This is a genomic window from Nodosilinea sp. LEGE 06152 (assembly GCF_015207525.1).
Classification (GTDB): Bacteria; Cyanobacteriota; Cyanobacteriia; order Phormidesmidales; family Phormidesmidaceae; genus Nodosilinea.
In genome coordinates this window covers 159,261-176,576 of the sequence record NZ_JADEWR010000010.1, presented here as the reverse complement: position 1 = coordinate 176,576, position 17,316 = coordinate 159,261, and the positions used below count along the sequence as shown (strand labels likewise).

General features: G+C 58.3%; 16 protein-coding genes. 4 read left to right on the top strand and 12 right to left on the bottom strand.

Annotation, left to right across the window (positions count from 1 at the left end; translation table 11 throughout):
• Position 1: 1 nt before the first annotated feature.
• On the top strand, positions 2 to 724 hold the full coding sequence (locus IQ265_RS15305; protein ID WP_194055085.1) for a hypothetical protein: 723 nt from the start codon (positions 2 to 4) through the stop codon (positions 722 to 724).
• Between the two features lie 281 nt (positions 725 to 1,005).
• Positions 1,006 to 1,827: a hypothetical protein gene (locus IQ265_RS15300; protein ID WP_194055083.1), complete on the top strand. Its 822-nt coding sequence runs from the start codon at positions 1,006 to 1,008 to the stop codon at positions 1,825 to 1,827.
• A 172-nt stretch (positions 1,828 to 1,999) separates the two neighbouring features.
• Here IQ265_RS15300 and IQ265_RS15295 read toward each other — a convergent pair whose 3' ends face one another.
• Positions 2,000 to 3,931 carry an ABC-F family ATP-binding cassette domain-containing protein gene (locus IQ265_RS15295; protein ID WP_194055081.1) on the bottom strand — a complete coding sequence of 644 codons (1,932 nt, stop codon included), beginning with the start codon at positions 3,929 to 3,931 and terminating at the stop codon, positions 2,000 to 2,002.
• Positions 3,932 to 4,282: 351 nt separating this feature from the next.
• Between IQ265_RS15295 and IQ265_RS15285 the strand changes: the two genes are divergently transcribed.
• Positions 4,283 to 4,600, top strand: a complete 318-nt coding sequence (locus IQ265_RS15285) for a DUF2283 domain-containing protein (protein ID WP_194055077.1) — start codon at positions 4,283 to 4,285, stop codon at positions 4,598 to 4,600.
• Positions 4,601 to 4,606: 6 nt separating this feature from the next.
• On the opposite strand, the gene IQ265_RS15280 is transcribed toward IQ265_RS15285, so the two are convergent.
• The 4 genes from IQ265_RS15280 to IQ265_RS15265 all read right to left on the bottom strand — a co-directional run bounded on the left by IQ265_RS15280 (position 4,607) and on the right by IQ265_RS15265 (position 6,624).
• Complete coding sequence (locus IQ265_RS15280) at positions 4,607 to 5,272, bottom strand: DUF1295 domain-containing protein (protein ID WP_194055075.1); 666 nt, start codon at positions 5,270 to 5,272, stop codon at positions 4,607 to 4,609.
• Between the two features lie 5 nt (positions 5,273 to 5,277).
• Positions 5,278 to 5,475 carry a DUF2283 domain-containing protein gene (locus IQ265_RS15275; RefSeq protein ID WP_194055073.1) on the bottom strand — a complete coding sequence of 66 codons (198 nt, stop codon included), beginning with the start codon at positions 5,473 to 5,475 and terminating at the stop codon, positions 5,278 to 5,280.
• Positions 5,476 to 5,883: 408 nt separating this feature from the next.
• Entirely contained in the window at positions 5,884 to 6,141 is a 258-nt protein-coding gene (locus IQ265_RS15270; protein ID WP_194055071.1) for a hypothetical protein, read from the bottom strand.
• Between the two features lie 96 nt (positions 6,142 to 6,237).
• Positions 6,238 to 6,624: a DUF433 domain-containing protein gene (locus IQ265_RS15265; RefSeq protein WP_228037934.1), complete on the bottom strand. Its 387-nt coding sequence runs from the start codon at positions 6,622 to 6,624 to the stop codon at positions 6,238 to 6,240.
• A gap of 149 nt (positions 6,625 to 6,773) precedes the next feature.
• On the opposite strand from IQ265_RS15265, the gene IQ265_RS15260 reads away from it, so the two are divergent.
• A complete protein-coding gene (locus IQ265_RS15260) occupies positions 6,774 to 7,985 on the top strand; it encodes a M20 family metallopeptidase (protein WP_194055068.1) in 1,212 nt (403 codons plus the stop codon).
• 85 nt (positions 7,986 to 8,070) lie between these two features.
• On the opposite strand, the gene IQ265_RS15255 is transcribed toward IQ265_RS15260, so the two are convergent.
• The 7 genes from IQ265_RS15255 to IQ265_RS15225 all read right to left on the bottom strand — a co-directional run bounded on the left by IQ265_RS15255 (position 8,071) and on the right by IQ265_RS15225 (position 16,868).
• Entirely contained in the window at positions 8,071 to 8,673 is a 603-nt protein-coding gene (locus IQ265_RS15255) for a hypothetical protein (protein WP_194055066.1), read from the bottom strand.
• Positions 8,670 to 8,927: a hypothetical protein gene (locus tag IQ265_RS15250; RefSeq protein ID WP_194055064.1), complete on the bottom strand. Its 258-nt coding sequence runs from the start codon at positions 8,925 to 8,927 to the stop codon at positions 8,670 to 8,672. The genes IQ265_RS15255 and IQ265_RS15250 overlap by 4 nt, the downstream gene beginning before the upstream one ends.
• A 102-nt stretch (positions 8,928 to 9,029) precedes the next feature.
• Complete coding sequence (locus IQ265_RS15245) at positions 9,030 to 11,015, bottom strand: tail fiber domain-containing protein (RefSeq protein ID WP_194055062.1); 1,986 nt, start codon at positions 11,013 to 11,015, stop codon at positions 9,030 to 9,032.
• Positions 11,016 to 11,067: 52 nt separating this feature from the next.
• Positions 11,068 to 11,607: a hypothetical protein gene (locus tag IQ265_RS15240; RefSeq protein ID WP_194055060.1), complete on the bottom strand. Its 540-nt coding sequence runs from the start codon at positions 11,605 to 11,607 to the stop codon at positions 11,068 to 11,070.
• A 45-nt stretch (positions 11,608 to 11,652) separates the two neighbouring features.
• On the bottom strand, positions 11,653 to 14,160 hold the full coding sequence (locus IQ265_RS15235) for a hypothetical protein (RefSeq protein WP_194055058.1): 2,508 nt from the start codon (positions 14,158 to 14,160) through the stop codon (positions 11,653 to 11,655).
• Between the two features lie 7 nt (positions 14,161 to 14,167).
• Positions 14,168 to 16,519, bottom strand: coding sequence for a baseplate J/gp47 family protein (locus tag IQ265_RS15230; protein WP_228037932.1), 2,352 nt, complete (start codon positions 16,517 to 16,519; stop codon positions 14,168 to 14,170).
• 22 nt (positions 16,520 to 16,541) lie between these two features.
• Positions 16,542 to 16,868 (bottom strand): GPW/gp25 family protein, encoded by a 327-nt coding sequence (locus IQ265_RS15225; RefSeq protein WP_194055056.1) that lies wholly within the window; start codon positions 16,866 to 16,868, stop codon positions 16,542 to 16,544.
• Positions 16,869 to 17,316 lie beyond the last annotated feature (448 nt).

The following is a 17,316-nucleotide window of genomic DNA, read 5'->3' as shown; positions in this document are numbered from 1 at the left end:
AATGAGATCTGATTTGCAGGCGCTGCGCATTACTCAGAGCGAACTCGACCAGCTGACCGGGTTAGACATTAGCTCGGTTTTTATGGGCGGTATGATCCGCCCCTCGGTGTGGCGACGGTCAAAGACTGGCCCCTGGAGACTACCGCGCCGCAAAATTCTATCGCTGCTACTCACAGAAAGCCTAGTGCTGGGGACAGCGTTTATCGTTTGCCTGGGGCTAGGGCTCGTGCTGGTGCGCCATCGGGCAGGCTTCGACCAGTTTGGCAAGCTGGTGCTGGGGGTAGCGACGGCGATCGCGCTGGGGGCAGTAGCCTGGCATTTCTACCAGTGGCATCGCGCCAAGGCCTTCGTCTCCCTGGCCCGCCTGCTTGACGAGTGCGATCGCCACAACGACATCATCCAGGCGCTGCACATCATGGATGAACTCGAAGCGGTACGGATGGTCGACGCCGAACTCTGCGATCGCACGGAGGTGCTGGCTGCCCTCCAGGCCACCCGCGACAGCCTGATCTCTGCCCTCAGAACCGAAACTATTCTGCGTCGCCATCGGGCGATCGTGCAGCGCCAGCAGGAATTGTTTGCCACTATTGAAATTAATTTGACAACGCTGCAAACCCTGCACAGCAACCATCAGGCTAGTGAGTATCGACAATTTTTGCAAGAAGCTCTCAGCATTGGTCTAGCTGTGCAGCGAGAGATAAGCGCTAATTCTAATACAGGATAGACAGCTACGCATTTCCTCAAGACTATGTTCCCGCGATTGGTATAATCTTTCTCTCCTTCTACAGAAGCGTCTTTAGGACGGCAAATCTACAACTATTAGTCGATTGATGCCTTCCAAATTATCGTTAGTTTAAGGTGATGCAGCAAAGCTAGTTTCAACCTGATTTTAACGGGCAATTTCAGCAGGCATTTACTGCTTCGATACTGACTCTCGTTTAAATCTAAAACAACTCTAGATTTGCTGCTCAGCACTTAAGTGAGACGACCACAAAAGGAGACGCAATGAAACGCTTTATTCTATGTTCTTTGTCTGCCACTATGGCCCTGGCCGTAGGAGCAACTGCCCAAGCTCAAGATACTCTTAGCGCCGCAGGTGCCAGAGATGGCGTCATGAGCCGATTTGAATACCGAGGCAACAGCCTGACCCGAGGCGTGCTCTCTCCTAGCGATATTGGGCCTAACAACCGCGCTGTTCCGATGGCCAATTCGGCTGATTTTGATGCCTACGACGCGAACAACTACGGTTCCAGCGATCGCAACAACCAGCGTCAAAACACGAACGCCGTTCCCGGTGTTGTAGCACCTAACTCCCAAAGCCCCAACAACCGCGCTACCCCTGGTCAGAGCACCAGCCCTAACCGGGAAGAGCCCTCGATGGATATGCGTAACCAAGATACCAACGCCGTTCCCGGTGTTGTGGCCCCCAACGATATGAGCCCTAACAACCGCGCTGTCCCCGGCCAGGGAACCACTCCTAACCAGCAGCAGCGGCCTGCTACGGGTACGCAAAACCAGGATACAAGCCGTCCCGGTGTTGTGTCGCCCAACGACCAAAGCCCCAACAACCGCACCACCCCTGGTCAGAGCACCAGCCCTAACCAACAGCAGCGGCCGATGATGGATATGAACCAGGATACAAACCGTCCCGGTGTTGTGTCGCCCAACGATCAAAGCCCCAACAACCGCACCACCCCCGGTCAGAGCACCAGCCCTAACCAGCAGCAGCGGCCCACCACAGGTACACAAAACCAGGATTCAAACCTTCCTGGTGTTGTGGCCCCTAACTCCCAAAGCCCCAACAACCGCGCCACCCCTGGCCAGTAATCGCACTCTCCTGAATTGAGGCCTCCGTTGAGGCCTTGATTAGGGCGCGATCGCCTGCCACTGACGCAGAATGGACTATCCCTTTGCAGCTCCTGTCGGCGGTACCTTGCCGCCGACAGGAGCTGCCCTACACTGCGTCGAGCTAGCGGAACGACTGGAGACCTCCGGTGGGCTACTCCATCCGCTCCGCTAGCTCCATCCAGCGTTCGGTAGAAGTGTCGATGGTGGTAGTGAGTTCGCCCAGACGCTCTGAGAGCTTTGTCACCTCGGCGTAGTCGCTGGGCGGGTTACCATAGAGCTGTTTTTCTAGCGCTTCTTTTTCAGCTTCCATAGCGGGAATTTGGGCTTCAAGCTGCTCATATTCTCGCTTTTCTTTGTAAGAAAGCTTTTTGGCTTTGGCATCGGGAGTTGGCTCCGCCTTAGCTATTGTTTGAGCAGAGCCAGCCTGAGTTTTGCTAGCAGCGGCTTGTTTGTCGTTCTCTTTTTGAGTGTCTGAGGCCGCTTTTTTGTAGTCTAAATAGACCGAGTAGTTGCCGGGATAGTTGCGCAGCACGCCGTTGCCCTCAAAGGCAAAGATAGTGTTGACGGTGCGATCGAGAAAGTAGCGATCGTGGGAGACCACAATTACGCAGCCGTTGAACTCCTCTAGGTATTCTTCGAGCACGCCGAGGGTCTGCACGTCGAGGTCGTTGGTGGGCTCGTCGAGAATCAGCAGGTTCGGGGCCGAGAGCAGCACCCGCAGCAAAAATAGTCGCCGCCGCTCGCCACCGGACAGCTTTTCGAGCGGGGCGTACTGCTGGTTGGAGGTGAACAAAAACCTTTCCAGCATTTGGGAGGCGGTGATTACGCTGCCGTCGTTGGTGGTGACCAGTTCAGCGGTTTCTTTGAGGTACTCGATTACCCGCTGGCTGGGGTTGGCAAACAGGTCTTCAGAATGCTGGTCAAAGTAGCCGACATGGATGGTGGTGCCAATATCGACGGTGCCGCTGTCGGGCTCTAGCCGCCCGGTGATCACGTTCATCAGGGTCGATTTGCCGACGCCGTTGGGGCCGATGATGCCGATGCGATCGTCGGGAGCAAAGGCGTAGGTGAAGTCTTTAAACAGCAGCCGGTCTTCGTAGCTTTTAGAGACATTCTCTAGCTCGATCACCTTCTTGCCAATGCGGCGACCGACGGTGGAAATGTCCACCTTGCCAAGGGATTCTTTAAACTCGCGGTTTTGCATGTCGCCGATGCGATCGATGCGGGCCTTTTGCTTGGTGCTGCGGGCCTTGGGGCCGCGCTTGAGCCATTCCAGCTCGCGGCGCAGCACCCCGGCGTGCTTCTTCTGGGTACTCTGGTCGGCAGCTTCGGCTAGGGCTTTTTTCTCCAGGTAGTAGGCGTAGTTGCCCGCGTAGCTGTAGAGGTCACCCCGGTCAATCTCAAGAATGCGGTTGGTAACCTGGTCGAGAAAGTAGCGATCGTGGGTGATCAACAGCAGCGCACCGCGAAAGCCGCCCAGATAGCTCTGCAGCCACTCCACCGATTCGGCATCGAGGTGGTTGGTGGGCTCATCCATCAGCAGGGCGTCGGGGTCGGAGAGCAGGGCAGCGGCGATCGCGACCCTTTTCCTATACCCCCCCGACAGATCGCCCACTCTGGCATCAAAGTCGTCAATGCCCAGGCGGCTGAGAATGGCCTTGGCGTTGGTCTCTAAATCCCAGGCGTCAGCGGCGGCAATTTTTTCCGATACCGCTGAGAGTTTGGCCATCAGAGCGTCGGCGTCGCCCGTACCCTGGGCCATGTGGTGGGAGATATCTTCGTACTCGCGAATCAGCGCCATCTGTTCGCCCGCGTCGGCAAAGACCTGCTCTAGAACAGTGCGATCGGCCTCAAAGTCGGGCTGCTGGGGCAGATAGACAATCTTAGCCCCGGGGTTGACCCAAAACTCGCCGCCGTCGAAGGGCTCCAGCCCCGCAATCATCTTCAGCAGCGTCGATTTACCCGAGCCGTTGGTGCCAATCAGGCCCACCTTGTCGCCCTCATCCAGGCTAAAGCTGGCATCGCGGAGAATTTCCTTGATGCCAAAGTCTTTGGTGGCAGAGCGCAGAGTGAATAAAGTCATGGGGGGCCGGGTCATGAACCCTTAGATCATAGACCCTAGGGTATGCTGGCGGGGGAAGTCGGCGGTTGTGCATTCCTACCTAGCCCCAATGGCTAATGACAAAATCCCCTACAGCTTGAGTCGCCATGCCGAGCTGAGACTAGCTGAGCGCAAAATCGAGTGGGCTTGGGTTACTCTTACGCTTGCAGAGCCAGCCCTGACTGAGCCCCATCCAGGAGACCCCACCTGCCAGTGTGCTTATCGGGCAATACCAGAGGCCGACGGGCGTATCTTGAAGGTTGTTTACAATAGGGCTACCAATCCCTGGCATATAGTGACGATCCACTTCGACAGGCGCATACGTGGCAGGCTATGAATATTGAATACGATCCCGACGTTGATGCTCTTTACCTACGCCTGGCTGAGGGTGAAATTATAGAGTCTGATTCGATAGAACCCGATGTGATATACGACTATGATGCCGATGAGCGGGTGGTTGGGGTTGAGTTGCTAAGGGTAAGCGCTAATCTACCCGAGCTTGCCATTAAAGCTTTCCCATTTCGAAACCTGGAGCAGCAGGTGGAATTTATGCGCTTTTTGGAGGCGATCGCCGATGCCGACCTGCAAGCCAAGCTCGCCTTCGCCAGACAAATCTTGCAAAACCAGCAAGCTTTGCTGCAAAGCGCTTAAGGTCAGTTAATCCTCCAGCTGCGGTTGCACAGAGGAAGCTACCTGAGCACCAGTACCTCCAAACAGCTGCGGCAGCAGAATCCCCGATCGCGCTTTGTAGTCCGCAAATTCTGGATAGCGCGATAGGGACTCGTCCTTTTTGCGCATGTTGGGCACAAATACCAGGGCCGCAACCAGCCCCAAAATAGCAAAGGGCAGCCAGTGCATCGCCAGCAGGGCAAAGGAGAGATAGATTAAGATCTCGCCCAGGTAGTTGGTGTTGCGGCAGCGGGCAAAAAGCCCCTCCGTAATTAACCCCGGCTGATACTTGAGGGTGAAGTATTTTTGGGCATCGCTGGCGTAGTGCAGAAATACGCCCAGAATGTTGATGGCGATCGCCGCCGATACCAGCGGCAACGGCGGCTCTACCCCTCGGCTAATCAGCAAAAAGGGAGCCACCCAATAGAGACCCAGAAAGCCAAAGGTGAAAGCTCCGGCCCCTAGATTAATGGTTTGCTCCCACTGCTTGTCGGGGTACAGGCGATCTTTCAGCAGCCACAGCATGCCGTAGGTGCCGTGGAGCGCTAGATAGACCCACGGCCCCAGGCCAAAGTTTTGGTAGGCCACCATCAGAGCCACGATGAAAAAAGCGGTAGCGCCTTTGTGGAGGTTGATCACATGCTTTACTTTCATCGTATTTAACCCGTTACTACATGCTCAATCGATCGCGGATTGGTTATGCGTTTCGAGGCGTCTAAAATCTCAAGCCCTACAATGTTTCCAGCCTCGTCATAGTCCAATATGGTGCCGGGTTTATCTTCATCGCTTTCTTCTATAACTGCATCGCTGAATAGAATGCGTAAGACATCGACCTCAGCGTCGTACACCACCTTCATGGCTAAGCTCTCCAATACTTTGAAATGCGACTGGTTCTGTAGATCGTAATCACCAGGCAAGGTTCAACTTCCTCATCAACAATAGCTCTTACCAGGTAAACCTTGCCGTTAGCGAATTCAAGTTGCGATTGGTAAGCACGTCTGCCGTCTCATTCATTCACAATTTGTTGAGGGTTTTGAAGCACACAATTCAGAAAATCTCTCGGAATCTCTCGGCGTTCTAATTCTTGCTCAGCATGAGGAGTTAGGGAGAAATCCATATTGCTGACGCCGACTCGCTAGCATCAGTCTAGCCCAAACTTGCATTGGCTAAACCTGCCAAAAACTTACCGTTGCGATCGCAATTGCCTTAGCACTCAGTTAAAAAAGCAGCCTCAATACTGAAATACTGAACACCAATAGAGCTGATTAAGCTTGGCCGTTGGCCACCAGCCACACGTAGGCCAGCACACCCAGAGCAGCCACGCCCGCCAGTGCCTCGCCCTGCTGGTTGACAAAAGTTTGCGCGATCGCCCACAAGTCCCTCAGCAGCTGTCGCCGAGTTTGGCCTAGTTCTGCCATCAGCGCCTTAACTTCGGCATTCACCTCTTCTATGGTTAGCTCGTCGCGCTGGTAGGCGGCCTCAACGGCATCTAGCTTGCGCCAGTAGTCTCGGGTGGCACCCATTAGATCGGGAAGCATGTGTAAACATTTGTGACTGTGTTGTTGACAGTCTAACGCTTACTCATTTTTGAGTTGTCTGTAGGGAGAGGTAGAGTGCCTCTATACTGTGGCCGATTCGATCGCAGCCGCTGGTGCTTGCACAGGGAGAGTCACCGCCACCTCATCGCCGTGGGCTTTGTAGAACACCAGCGCCGCTTCTACCTGCGCTTCGGAGAGGCCGTACTCCTCGGCAATTTGCTCCACCGACCACTCCCACTCGGTTGCCGCCATCACCACGGTTCGCACATGAATGCTGGTACCGTGCACCACGGGCACCCAGCTATTTTCGGCATCGGAGCGAAAGGCAATGTCGGGAAAGGCAGGGTCGGGTTCCATTAGGGCGCAGTGCGTCTCTTTTTGCAGCGAGGCCAAAACCGTATTCACGAGTTGCCAGCGGGCCTCAACGGAGAGTTGCAGCGCCTGAGCTTGTAGTTCCTGGAGCGTCATAAACCTGAGCGATATCTACTGATTGACTACTTCTATTAAACTGCAAATGCTGAGCCGGGTCTTGCCTGCGCTCATCTACGCCAGGGGCCAGGGGCAACTGGTTTATGATCGAGACTGTCTGCTGCACCCCATTTCTTCGTTATCGCGCCATGTTTGCCACCACCGCCCCCCCGCTGCCCGTCAACCGCGATCGCATTCGCCCAGCTATCCAAGCGCTGCAAGACCAGTTGGTCACCTGGCGGCGCGGCCTGCACCAAAAGCCCGAGTTGGGGTTTAAAGAACGGCTGACCGCCGACTTTATCTGCGCCCAGCTCGACCAGTGGGGCATTGCGTATCAGCGCAATATCGCTCAAACCGGGGTGGCAGCGGTAATTGAGGGTACCCGCCCCGGCCCGGTGCTGGGCATTCGCGCCGATATGGATGCCCTGCCCATTCAAGAAGAAAACACCGTGCCCTACCGATCGCAGCATGACGGGGTGATGCACGCCTGCGGTCACGACGGCCACGTAGCGATCGCCCTCGGCACGGCCTACTACCTGTCCACCCACCGTGACTTTGCGGGCACCATCAAAGTGATCTTTCAGCCCGCCGAAGAGGGGCCGGGGGGGGCCAAACCCATGATCGAGGCCGGGGTGCTGAAGAACCCCGATGTGGAGGCCATGATTGGCCTCCACCTGTGGAATAATCTGCCTCTGGGCACGGTGGGCGTGCGCACCGGGGCGCTGATGGCAGCATCCGAATTTTTTACCTGCACGGTGCAGGGCAAGGGCGGTCACGGGGCGCTGCCGCACCAAACGGTCGATTCTATTGTGGTGGGGGCGCAGATTGTCAACGCCTTGCAAACTATTGTTGCCCGCAACATCGACCCCACCAAGTCGGCGGTAGTCACCGTAGGCCAGTTTCACGCCGGTAAGGCCCAGAACGTGATTGCCGACACCGCTACCTTGGGCGGCACCGTGCGCTACTTCGACCCCGCCTACGCCGACTACTTTGCCCCCCGCATGGAGCAGATTATTGCGGGCATTTGTCAGGCCCACGGGGCTAGCTACAGCTTTGACTACCGGGCGCTGTACCCGCCGGTCATCAACGATGCGGGGATGGCAGATTTGGTGCGATCGGTGGCTTTGGCGGTGGTCGAGACCCCCGCCGGAGTGGTGCCCAACTGCCACACTATGGGCGGCGAGGATATGGCCTTTTTTCTACAGGAAGTGCCGGGATGCTATTTCTTTTTAGGCTCGGCCAATGCCGACAGGGCGCTGGCCTACCCTCACCACCACCCCCGCTTTGACTTCGATGAAACGGCTCTGGGGCTTGGGGTGGAAATGTTTGTGCGCTGCGTGGAGACCTACTTTAAGCCCTAGGGCACTGTAAGTAGGGTCTCTCGGTGATGCATGCGCAACGCAACGCCCTACTACAAAGCTCAAAAACATCACGCTTAATGCTGCACTAGTCACGGTTGGCAGAGCTATCTCTGGCAACACCGGCATCAATTGTTGTTGTCCACGTATCGTCGGTCTGGCTGAGGCCTCCAGTGGCGATCACGGTGCGCAGTACGGTACCGCGATCGGGGGTCAACAGCACCATCTCTAGCTGACCGATCGCGCGGAACTGAAGCTGCGATCGCAGCTTACCCCTATCGTGGGTCGGCGTTGCACCCAAAAACTGAATCTGGCGCAACCGATGGCGGGTGGCCACCTGGGCAGCGCTGTAGGTGTAGCGTCCTGGCGCTGAAGCCTGGTTGAAGCTCTCCACCAGGGCCGTCTGGCGCAGCGTTAAGCTGGCCACAGTCAGCGAGGTGAGCTGCTCTAGGGTCTGGGCCGTGGGGCTAGCGATTTCGATCCAAAGCTCCTGCTGAAAGTCGCTGGTGGTAACGGACGGGTCGAGGCTTTTGGGTGCAGGGGCCAGGGCAATTGCTCCACCAGAGAGCACCACCCAGGGCGGGGGGGTGTTTTCTGCGATCGGCCCCAACCCCCAAGACAACGACGTCACCACATCCCCAAGGTCGCCCTGGAGCTGCCGCAAACCCAATTCCAGCAGTGTATGAATCAAAGACCACCCTCCCCAGGGGAACTCGCATGGCCAAGGACCGCTGTCGGGGTCGATCCAGTCGCTTCACTGGCCTGTCCAGATACCGCAGCTTCCCCCTGGGTCAGCATTTCCTCCAACACCTGAATGGCCCCACTAATTCGCAGCAGTGTATCGCGAACGTTGGCCTGCTTAGCTTCGAGTTCAGCCAGCACCTTCTGACCTGACTCGTGCTCGGCTTTGAGGGATTGAAGGCGCTGTTGAAGTCTTTCTCGCATGGTATTTTTTCAAAATCTAAGGTTTGGTGAGCAGGTAGAAGTTGCTGCAAAAGTTGCGATTAAAGTCCATAGATGAATTATGGGATTTTGTTTGCCTCGCCTCTATAAGGCAGCTACTGGCAATGAAGCTGCTTTCGCAGCACTGATTTGGCTCTTTAAGTCATTGACTTCCGTTTGCAAACTATCAATTATTCTACAAAGCTCCTGAGTAGCGGAAACATTCAGCATAGCTAAGGCATCGTAGTCAACAACATGAAAATCGTCCACTTCTCTACCGTAAACAAATACCATTCCTGCATAGTCAAGAGAAACTTTGAACCGATTTAACGTGACATCTTCCACAATGTAGGTTTCGCCTTCGGAGTTTTCTGGGAAGATTCGAACCCTTTCTCCAGTCTGTAGTTCATGATCAACTAAATCTATCCAGCCGTTGCTAGATGCTGCTGCTCGAAAAATGTCAGGAACAATATCAGTATGAGTATCAACAGCCTGGGGAAACACCTGGGCGACTTGCTGGCCAATCACTTTCTTGCATTGCTTTGAGCCATTTCTATCCTTGTCCCTGTAGGTATAGTCAACGATGGCTAGCTGCCGCAGCGTTTGTAGGTCAGAGGCACCGTTGCTAATGCCTTCAACATCTTTTATCCGTAGGTCAGAAAAAGCGTTGAACTCAGCGGCACCAATGAAACTGCTTGCATATAGCGAGTAAGGAGAGTTATGGCCTGTTGTCGTACTATTTGAGTCTGTCCGATTGACAAAATACCGATAACCGTTTGGGTGCTGGTAATTAACAGATCCTTCAATTTGAACTTTACCTCTATCGGGTGCTGTGGTGCCAATTCCCACATTCCCATTTTCGGCCACGGTTAATCGCCAGGCGTTGTTGTTCCAAAAGCCAATTTTATTGATTGTGTGACCACCTACAAATCGATCAGAAGCAACCCACAGTCCACCGTCATTGTTGTTAGAGCGCAATCTTCCGTTGACGATAAAATCTACAGTGCCACCACCAGAACCCAAAACCTCAAGCTTTGCAGTAGGGCTACTGGTGCCAATACCAACATTGCCAAGAACTTCAAAATCACCGGCAACGGAAGATTTTCCGGTTCCTAAAACAGTCAGTCCACCGTTGGCGGCTGTGGTCAACCTCATGCGCTCGTTAGTGCCATTATTGTCGCGCCACGAGTGGGTACTGGCAGCGGCATAAAAGAGGGTGCCGCTATTAATGCCCAATCCATATCCGCTCCAAAGCTGAAGTTTCAGGTTATTGGTTACATCGCCATCCTTAAAGATAATTTGCTGATTGCCGTCTAGCTGTAGTTTTCCGCCTTTGATTTCTAGTTTTTCGGCTGGGCTAGAAGTGCCAATGCCAACTTTTCCGCTGTCTATCAAAAGGTCTGTACTGCCCTCAACTTTGACCGACTTTAATTTTCCATTGCCAATCAGTAGGCTATCGTTGGAATGAGCATTGTCGTAGCCAATGTGTAAATTGCCGCCAGTCCAGTCTATTATGCGGCCTTTTATTTCTAGTTCATCCCAGTGCCCGGCTAAAACAACAGCATGTCTACCGGCCCGCGAGTCGCCGTAAACTTTTTGTTGGGCGTTGCCGCTAAATCTCAGGGCTCCGTGCACATCCAGGGTGTCAGCAGGATTAGCTGTGCCAATTCCGACGTAGCCCTTTTCATCTACAACGAGGCGATCGGCCTTGGCCTGCTCATCTCTAAGTCTGAGCTTGTGGATATTTTCTGCATCGCTGCCGTCGCCAGTACGAAGAGTCCACTGTCGGTAGTTGCCCGTTGCGCCCCGACCGACGATACCTAGCCTGGGCGAACCCACAGTATTTTGATCGCCGATTTGCAGAGCAAAGCCAGGATTCTGCGTACCAATGCCGACGTTACCATTGACCGTGAGGGCTGCTTCAATGGTGAGCGGGCCTTGCAGCGTGTCGGCCCCTTGACGGTTAACTTTTGCCTTTTCTAGGCGCACCAGTTCTTGATTGGCAGCATTCCAATCGGCAGAGCGAATGACATCACCTGCTTTCGCTTCGGTGTAGGTAAAGGACAGGTTTTTGTCTTTGCTATCGGCCATCGTGCATCTCCTGAAGCTAAGTCAGTGGTTAAATAAAGAGTCTGATTTGGGCTCAAAAAATGATTTCCCAAATTAGGGTGAGCTTGAAGTCTTTGGTTTTGCTAATACCCGGAAAGACCACCCGGTTGTACATCGTGCCTTCCTTTGCGGTGGCCGCGTTAAAGAGTCCGGCCTCCTTCAGGTCGTAGGGCTGGCCGTTGTTTTTGGCCGGGTCGGGCTCGTTAAACTCCAGGTCGGCGCTGAGGCGAATCAGGCTGCTCTTTTGCAGGTGTTCTCTGCCGTCGTCGGTGGTGACAGGAATCTCTAGCTCGACTAAATCTCTAGATGGGTCAAAGGGTTTTAGCTCTTTGCGAAAGACCTCGTTGTCTAAGCCAGTGTCGGCGCTGGCATCGACGGGTTTGCTGCCGGTGCCGATGGCGATGTGGGTAAAGGACTGGGTTTCTTCTACCCGCGCAAACAGTTTGGCCACCAGCTCGCGCCCAGTATAGACGATGGCGTTGTTGGCGCGGCTGGCCGTGACGAGGTGGCCAGCCGCATCAAACACCTGAATGCTGAGGCGGCCTTGCATGGCGAGGGCGTCGGTTATTTTCACGGGGGTTATCTCCTGAAGAAGGTGGACAATGGGTGCGTGACTGGGCTAGGCAAAGGTGTTACCCGAGTCGAAGGTGGTGTAGTCAAACAGGCCCGAAACCAGCAGGCGATCGCCCATTCTGTGCTCCACTCCCTCGGTGCCGTAGGGCTTTTGCTCGCTGCGCAGATCAAAGTCGTCTTGCATGTCATGGTGTTCCACGAAGTGGGGAGCCGATGCGGGGAGTCGGGCGGCCACTGCGTCGTACAGGGGGTGGGACAGGCGATCGGCGGGTGCGACCGTGAGCCCATCGCGATGGCAATGGCGTTCACGGAAGGTTTTGGAGTAGGCGATCGCAAAATCGACCCCGGCCGCCCGCACCCGGTGGATAATGGCCGGAATTTGGCTGCGGGGATGGTCGCCGTAGTCGTCAAACCGATCGGTAAAGCCAGGGATATCCCAGGGAACCTTGACTAGAAACACGCCGGGGGTGAGCTTAACCAGGTCGTAGGCCACGCTGATGCGGTAGTTGCTGGCCTGTTCGGCGGTCATGGCCTGGGCTCCCCCCGCCGGTTGGTCAAAGCGAGAAAAATCAAACTGGGCCTCGCCCAGGCGACCGGGCAGCTCGCCCACCTGGGCCGTAAAGTACCAGACCGACTCGCCCACCGGCAGCACCAGCACGGGCAGGGAGTGTGAACCCCGGTCTTCGCCGTTGCGTTCGAGGCGGCCGTTGGCTAACAGCGTTAGGCGACTGCCGGCCTGGAGGGCACTGTCGTAGGTGAAATAGTCCCCCGTTTTGGTGTTGACCAGGGTTAGGTGGCTAAGCGGGGCCAGATCGGACGGCGGGTTGAGGCGATGGTCGTCGATGACCAGCCGCAGGGTGACCGGGGTGGGTTCTACATTAGGGTTGTGCAGGGTGAACTGGCGGGGTAGGTCGCCTTCGGCCTCGCCAGCGCCGAGGGGCTGGACGGCGATCGCTCGGCCGATCAGCAGCTCCGGCAGGTATTCTTCGATTTCAATGGTTTTTCGGGCCGCCTGGGCGGCCTCGCTGTCGCTGAAAATGCCCAGGTTGGCGGCAACAATGTCGCGAATTCCCTGCTGGGTCGAGGCCCCGCGCTGCAGCACCTGGATCAGTTCTCGCAGCCGCTCCCGGTAGGGCACGTAGCTTTTGTGCAGCTCGCTGGGATAGGCCGTCTCTAACAGCAGACGGTTCAGCCGCTGGATGGCGAGGGGGTCGCGATCGCCCCGCTGGTGGCCCTGAATTAGCTGCTGGGTTTCGGCGTCGAGCAGGCATTCTGCAAAAAAGTCGCGGTTGCGGGGGTAAAACTGGGCATCGGGCAGCACCACCTGGTTGAGCAAATCGGTCAGGTCGCGCTGGACGTCGTCCTGGGTGGGAATGTGGCTGGGCTCAATCTGGCCGGGGTAGGCGGCCTCCAGCAGCAGGCGGTTGAGGCGCAGGCGGTTGGCTGAGCTGAGCGGCCCTGCCAGCAACAGCTGGGCTGCCCTGGGAAGCGGCGACAGCGGCGGCAGCTGGCCCCTTGGCCCCACCAGGAGTTCGCGCAGGGCGCGGCTGGCGGCGGCCAAAATCTGCGGCACAATCGCCGGAGCAAGGCTCAGATTGGCTGGCACTTCGGCCCCCTGCCGCTGCCCCTGGCCCAGGGCAAGGAGAGCGGCGCAGAGTTCGGCATCGCCCAGACTCGCCTTGAAGGCGCTGACCAGGGAAGCCGTTTCGCTCGCCTGCAGCGGAAACGTACGGCCAAACAGGGTCTGCTGCAGGGGCAGGGGCAGCCGTTTGCGCAGGGCGTGGGCCAGGGCGATGGAGCGCGGCTCAGCCTCAGCAACGACCTCGCCCGAGCGACCGTCAACCTCGGCACCCAGCCGGTGACCCAACCGCACCAGCTGCTCCCGTTGCTCAAAGCCGCGCTGTAGAGAGCCCTGCTCTAGACGGCGGTTGAGATCCTGGCTCAGGCTCCAGCCCAGGGGCAGAGGCACGGTATCGCTACCGTCGTACTGGGCCAGGGCGGCCTGGGTGCCGGGGCTAAAGGTGCTTCTCAGCGCCTCGGTGAGGGGGTCTTGGGCGATGAGCAGCTGGGTGATGAACTGGGCCGGGTGCAGCCAGTCGTGGGGCGTTAGGTAGGCCCGCCGCCAGTCGTAGGCCCGCAGGCGATCGCGGGCCACGGGCCGATCGCGGGCAAAGCTCTGGTCGAGATCCCCGGCCAGGTCGGTGCGGGCGGAGAGAATATCTTGAACCAGCGTTTCGACCTGGAGCAGGTCGCTGGGCTGAAACTGGGCGTTGACCTGAATCAGTTGGGAGGTGCCTCCCAGTTTCTCCAGGTAGAGGGCAAAGATCTGGTCGAGGTCGCCCCGGCTGTGGTCAAAAAACCCCTGGGAGCCGGTGTTGCTGGCGGTATCGACAAAGTGCGATCGCAGCACCCGCACCAGGTCGGCCTCGGCCCCCTCCAGGGCTGCGCCCAGCACCGCCATCAGCTGGTGCAAATGGCTGTGTTCCCCGACGTCGTAGAAGGCGGGCAGGCGACTGAGCAGGCTGAGGGTTTTACCGCTGGGGGGCATAGGCATAGGGGCGTCAGGAACGAACGGTGATGGTGGCGGGGGGGGTAAGCTGCGCAAGGTACTCCAGCGATCGCACCTGCAGGGGGCGCGTATCCGCCAGGGCGCGGGTCTGCTGCCGCCCATCGACGCTTGTGGCCCCGGCGGTTAGCTCGGTGACCCGCAGGGTGAGGCCGCGAAACTGGTTCAGGCGATCGGGGGTGGTTTCTAAATGCTGACGCAGCCCCGCGAGGGCAAAATCCTGCCCTGGGGGCTGGGCCGGAAAGGTGCGAATCGCGTCTTGAAGCGCGGTTTTGAGGGCTTCAACCTCGGCTTCCCGCGCGGGCCCATTCGCTTCACCGGCAGTGGGCGGCGGGGTCACGGGGGGTTCTGACGTAGCTGGATCCTCCACATTCTCCCGAACCGTGCGGTCATCGACCCGCACCACAATGACGTTGGGAATATTGTCGGCCACCCACCCCAGGGCCAGCTCCAGCGCGGTAATCTCGACGGCCAGAGGCTGGGGGCGATCGCTGAGCAGCAGGTGGGTGAGGCGCACCCGCTCAAAGGGATCGACTTGCAGGGTTGCGGTGTCGGCATCGAGGCGATCGACCTCTGCCCCGTCTCGCTGGGCGCTAAAGTCTGCCGGGTTGGGGGGCACCACGGTCAGGCCTTCAATTGTGGCCACCTGCGCCAGGGCGGCCAGGCTGACGGCCTGCTCGGGGGCGAGCTGGTTTAGGTAGGTTTGCAGCCGCGCTTCGATGGCCGCGTAGAGGGTTTGGCGCGCCGCCGCCGTCGCCGCCTCTGGCCCAATCACCTTGAGGGCACCCACCAGATCAAGCTCGGCGCTGTAGGCTAGCAGTGGGGTGGCCAGCACCGGCTTTTCAGCAAAGCCAGGCCGCAGTTCGCCCGCAGTCTGAATCGTCACCGGGGAGGGATGATGCGGCGTGAGCACCACGCTCTCAAGCGCGGCGGGGGTGCTCTCGGGTAGCTGCGCCACTATGGCCTCACGGGTGATGGTCTGGCCCGCCGCCAGGCCCTGAAACCAGTCTCGCAGGGCCGTGGTCGCCTGCTCGTAGGTCTCGGCGGTGAGGTCGGCGGTGCGAAATTCTACCGTTACCGGCAGCGGCTGCACCTCGCTGACCACAGCCAGCTGGCCCAGGCGAAACTTGCTGGCCACCCGATGGGTCTCTATGCGCCGGGCACGACTGAGAAAAGGAGCCCCCTCCAGGGGCTGACCCTGGCGGCGAGGAATCAGGGCAAACTCTTCCACATTGTTGACCCCCGGCACGGCGAGCATGGCCTGGGTGAGGTGGGGAAACAGCAGCGGCTGCCCCAGGCCCAGGCGGGCAAAGTGGGTGGCGATCGCCCCTTCCACCTCTCCAGTTACCACCTTTGGGTCGGCCCCAGCGGCGAGGGCAATGTGCACCAGGCCATCCACCTCCACCGGCTCGCTGCCGCCCAGCCGCAGGTATACTCCGGCCGCCCGCACCTGATCGAGGTGCTGGCGCAGCATGGCTACCCGCTCCTGCTGCCGCTTGCGATCCTGAATAGAGCCCTGGGTCGGGGGCAGCGCTGGTGCTGGGGCGTCAGCTGGGGCGGCCTGAGCGCCGCCAGGTGCGCCCTGGGGCAACCAGTCCAGGGGCGGCAGTCCGTCTAGGGCGCGATCGTCCACGTAGACATCCAGCACGCCGTAGCGATCGCCAAAGGGTTCTACCACCTTGACTTCGCGGACGCCGGGCAGACTGAGCAGGGCCGTTTCGATGGCGGTGAGCGACGCCTTGCCCGAGGCCAGCAGCATACTCTTGGCCCGCTGGCGCAGGTCGTCATCGGTTTCCAGGCGCTTGCCTAAAAACTGGGTCGGCTTTAGGTTGTGTACCGCCTTGACCCCGGCCACGGGCAGGGGCATCACCACAATGGTTTCGGCGGCCACGACCTGGTCTTCACCGGGGTCTAGGGCCTGCACCTTGACGTTAACCGCCGTGGCGGTGGCGGGCAGCAGCTTGGTCTCGATGGTTTTGTAGGCTTTGCGGGGAGCTTTTTCGCTGTCTTCGGTGGTGACCAGGGTGCCCAGCGGAATCTCCAGGTCGTCTTGACCGGCATCGCGCTCAAAGGTGACCTCCCCCTCGGCAAAATCTGGCAGCCCCCGGCGAATGCCCAGAATCGCCGCCACCATCTCCAGCTGCAGGCCGCTGGCGGTATCGATAAACGCCGAACGGTAGACCTGATCCATCTGCTGGTAGAGCAGGGCCATCTCGTAGGCAAACGATTCGTACAGAGTGCGCACCACGCTGCCCACCTCCAGGTCGACCTCCCCCGGCAGGCGGGCGGCGGTAGACTGCACCAGCTCGGCATAGATTTGGTCGAAGGTTTTGGGCTCAAAACTCATGGTGTCCTCACAAATAGGGGCCTCATAGAGCCAGGGTGACGTTGAGAACGATGGTCGCCAGCTCATCTACCGGGCGCAAAATCACCTGGGCCGCCAGGGTGGTTTGCAGGCCCAGGTCGCGCTGGGGGGGCTCAAAGCTGACCTCTACAACCTCGGCAATGCGCGACTCCTGGGCCAGGCACTGGCGCAGGTAGAGTTCGGCCAGGCGGCGGGTGCGATCGCTGTTGAGTTCGCCCATCAGCTCGTGCAGCCGCGAGCCATAGTCGGGATGGCCCAGCTCCGCCAGTTCGCCCTGGCGGGTGTGCAACCGGTTGAGGACGGCCTGCACCAGGTTTTTGCGCCCTGTCACTGGGCCTAGGGGTGAGGTCAGGTCTACCGAGTCGCGATCGGAGCTGCGCYRGKTGSSCNTGGCSRCSSSTSASSTGGRSKTSRCYRRSRKSCMYRRSGTSGRSGAKMWGGKGSTNGAKNASSKWKGKSGKSGGSAWYSKSRACGYSSCNAKCRKSRKCNGGTSGGSKMNTASAMSGRTSRMGRKSRGMYKSYYCTNAGCYRGGWRARGSRRTKSKYGMKNGCRGYRMGGGCKRGNGGCSGKGRGGMGSCYCRWGAYYGMCRSMKMGSNCWSYSWCMSCCWGAYCASCMRMGACGRWRAMMKSGYSCTSRSCGTSRSSRAYRARWYCGWGGMKGCCRYYMWSGMRNASSTGMAYSNCKSRSCCWCMRWSNCRGCKWYAKCNTCNCCARMMAYCRGSRGTGSSMWGKMRSNNTKMAGGGYRGSGMCAKCRNNCSATCNGCARCKSSASCT

Coding starts and splice junctions, on each gene's coding strand:
- IQ265_RS15260 (WP_194055068.1), top strand. CDS start 6,774: ATGTTTGCCACCACCGCCCCCCCGCTGCCCGTCAACCGCGATCGCATT.
- IQ265_RS15305 (WP_194055085.1), top strand. CDS start 2: ATGAGATCTGATTTGCAGGCGCTGCGCATTACTCAGAGCGAACTCGAC.
- IQ265_RS15295 (WP_194055081.1), bottom strand. CDS start 3,931: ATGACTTTATTCACTCTGCGCTCTGCCACCAAAGACTTTGGCATCAAG.
- IQ265_RS15235 (WP_194055058.1), bottom strand. CDS start 14,160: ATGCCTATGCCCCCCAGCGGTAAAACCCTCAGCCTGCTCAGTCGCCTG.
- IQ265_RS15285 (WP_194055077.1), top strand. CDS start 4,283: ATGAATATTGAATACGATCCCGACGTTGATGCTCTTTACCTACGCCTG.
- IQ265_RS15275 (WP_194055073.1), bottom strand. CDS start 5,475: ATGAAGGTGGTGTACGACGCTGAGGTCGATGTCTTACGCATTCTATTC.
- IQ265_RS15280 (WP_194055075.1), bottom strand. CDS start 5,272: ATGAAAGTAAAGCATGTGATCAACCTCCACAAAGGCGCTACCGCTTTT.
- IQ265_RS15250 (WP_194055064.1), bottom strand. CDS start 8,927: ATGCGAGAAAGACTTCAACAGCGCCTTCAATCCCTCAAAGCCGAGCAC.
- IQ265_RS15300 (WP_194055083.1), top strand. CDS start 1,006: ATGAAACGCTTTATTCTATGTTCTTTGTCTGCCACTATGGCCCTGGCC.
- IQ265_RS15265 (WP_228037934.1), bottom strand. CDS start 6,624: ATGACGCTCCAGGAACTACAAGCTCAGGCGCTGCAACTCTCCGTTGAG.
- IQ265_RS15270 (WP_194055071.1), bottom strand. CDS start 6,141: ATGGGTGCCACCCGAGACTACTGGCGCAAGCTAGATGCCGTTGAGGCC.
- IQ265_RS15230 (WP_228037932.1), bottom strand. CDS start 16,519: ATGAGTTTTGAGCCCAAAACCTTCGACCAAATCTATGCCGAGCTGGTG.
- IQ265_RS15245 (WP_194055062.1), bottom strand. CDS start 11,015: ATGGCCGATAGCAAAGACAAAAACCTGTCCTTTACCTACACCGAAGCG.